Source organism: Synechococcus sp. H55.2 (assembly GCF_047462495.1).
Lineage (GTDB): Bacteria > Cyanobacteriota > Cyanobacteriia > Thermostichales > Thermostichaceae > Thermostichus.
The window spans coordinates 1-2,166 of sequence record NZ_JANSJH010000178.1 but is presented as its reverse complement, the minus strand read 5'-3'; the positions used below and the strand labels follow the sequence as shown (position 1 = coordinate 2,166).

The 2,166-nt window shown below is 60.2% G+C and carries 1 protein-coding gene; it reads right to left on the bottom strand.

The genetic code is table 11. The features are described 5' to 3' along the window. Nucleotides 1-634 precede the first annotated feature (634 nt). Nucleotides 635-2,029, bottom strand: a complete 1,395-nt coding sequence (locus tag NW844_RS12740; protein ID WP_414336179.1) for a malic enzyme-like NAD(P)-binding protein — start codon at nucleotides 2,027-2,029, stop codon at nucleotides 635-637. Nucleotides 2,030-2,166 lie beyond the last annotated feature (137 nt).

Here is a 2,166-nt window from a genome sequence, read left to right as displayed (position 1 = left end):
CAAGTCTCCGACGAGACCCTGCCATCTTTGAATTTCTTCCTCCTTCCGCGCAGACTGGTCCTGTAGCCCTTCAATCTTTGCTTGGAGGCTTTGCACTCGCCGATCCCTGTCTCGGGCAGAAGACCAAGCAACCCTCGAGGCTACTGCGTTCCCGGCTCCAACCACCAGAGCCACTCTGAGGGCTCTGCCGAGGTCAGACTGAGGCAAAGCGGCAATGCTAGCAGCGGTGAGCGTGGTGACGATGTGGACGCAGAGCGGCTTACGTATATCCATTGGGAGTGCCGAGTGATTAGAAACCTGAAACTCAGGGTAATCGATGAAGTCAGTGACGTCTGCGCAAAATACTACACAAAGAAGGAAGAAAGCTTGAAGGATTGTTAAGTTACAAGGGATCCGAAAAAAGCAGACTTCAACGTTGCCGCATTTGCGGATCCAAAGCGTTCCCCAGGCCAAAGATTGATGCTCGGTATGTTGACATCCTCCCTGCACTGCCAGCTTGCTTCCGCACAGCGCTAGGACGGGTAATTGCTGTCCCGACGGGCTGACGCCTCAGAAGCCTGCGGTCAAGCGGATGCTGCCTTCCACCCGCTTTTGGCGAAGGGGAACCTAGGGCAATAGGCCGCCTGGGCACCCCTCAAGGGATCCCGGCCACTCCCGTTTGGCGGGCAGCCTGAACTACTGCGGCAGCCACCTCAGAGACCACCCGCCCGTCGAAGACCGAGGGGATGATCCACTGGGGATCCAAATCTTCAGGTGGGATCAAATTGGCGATGGCGTGGGCGGCCGCTAGGCACATCTCGGTGTTGATCTGCTTGGCGCGGCAATCCAGAGCGCCGCGAAACACGCCCGGAAAGGCCAGCACATTGTTGATCTGGTTGGGGTAGTCGCTGCGCCCGGTGGCCATCACCGCCACCCGATCGCTCACCAGCTCCGGCTGGATCTCCGGCACCGGGTTGGCCAGGGCAAAGACAATGGGATCCGGCACCATGCTCTCCACCATCTCTGCCGCCAGGGCATTGGCCACGCTCACCCCGATGAACACGTCCACTCCCACCAAAGCCTCTGCCAGGGATCCGCTCTGCTCGACTGCAACTGCCGCCTTTTCTGGGGTGAGGTCGGTGCGGGAGCGGCTGAGGATCCCTTGGCGGTCGCAGACCACAATATGGTTGGCCCCGGCCCGCCGCAACAGTTGCGTGACGGCAATGCCAGCTGCTCCCGCCCCATTGAGCACAATGCGCACCTGATCCAGGCTTTTTTTCACCACCTTCAAAGCATTCAGCAAGGCGGCCAGCACCACAATCGCCGTGCCATGCTGATCGTCGTGGAACACCGGTAGGTTGAGGCGGGCCTTGAGCCGGGATTCAATGGCAAAGCAGCGGGGGGCGCTGATATCCTCCAGGTTAAAGCCGCCAAAGCCGGGAGCCAGGCGCACCACCGTCTCCACGATTTCTTCCACCTCCTGGGTGGCCAGGCACAGAGGGAAGGCATCGATATCGGCAAAGCGCTTGAACAGGGCCGCCTTCCCCTCCATTACCGGCAGAGCGGCCTCCGGCCCGATGTTCCCCAAGCCCAGCACAGCGCTGCCGTCGGTAACAATGCCCACGCAATTGCCCTTGATGGTGTAGTCATAGACGGCGGCGGGGTTGGCGGCAATGTCCAGTGCCACCCTCCCCACCCCCGGTGTGTAGGCCATGGCCAGATCGGCGGCGCTCTCCAGGGGGCTTTTGGCCACCACCTGCAGCTTTCCTCCGCGGTGCAGCTCAAAGGTGCGATCCACCACCCGCTCTACTTTCACATTGGGCAAAGAGGCAACAGCGGCGCGAATTTGCTCGGCATGCTCGCTGCTGACAGCATCCACCGAGATCTCCCGCACCGTCTCTGCAGAGGATTGATAGACGAGGTCGATCTGGCTGAGGCTGCCTCCCACCTCGGCAATAGCCTGGGTGACGCGGGCCAGTGCTCCTGGCTGGTTGGGCAGGCGCAGGCGCAAAGCAATACTGTAGCTGGAGCTGGGGGTGAGTTTCGTCATAGCCTTCTATAGTAGACGAATAGTAAACGAAAAACTGCCTTCAGCAGGGCGAGCCCGTCCAAAACTGAATCCTCTGGTCACTGTCAAATGGCAATCAAACTATGAACTACCCCACCGCGCAGGCGGGTGGGGTTTCC

What these genes read in the sequence shown, in the direction of transcription:
- NW844_RS12740 (WP_414336179.1), bottom strand. Translation starts at nt 2,029, where the DNA reads ATGACGAAACTCACCCCCAGCTCCAGCTACAGTATTGCTTTGCGCCTG.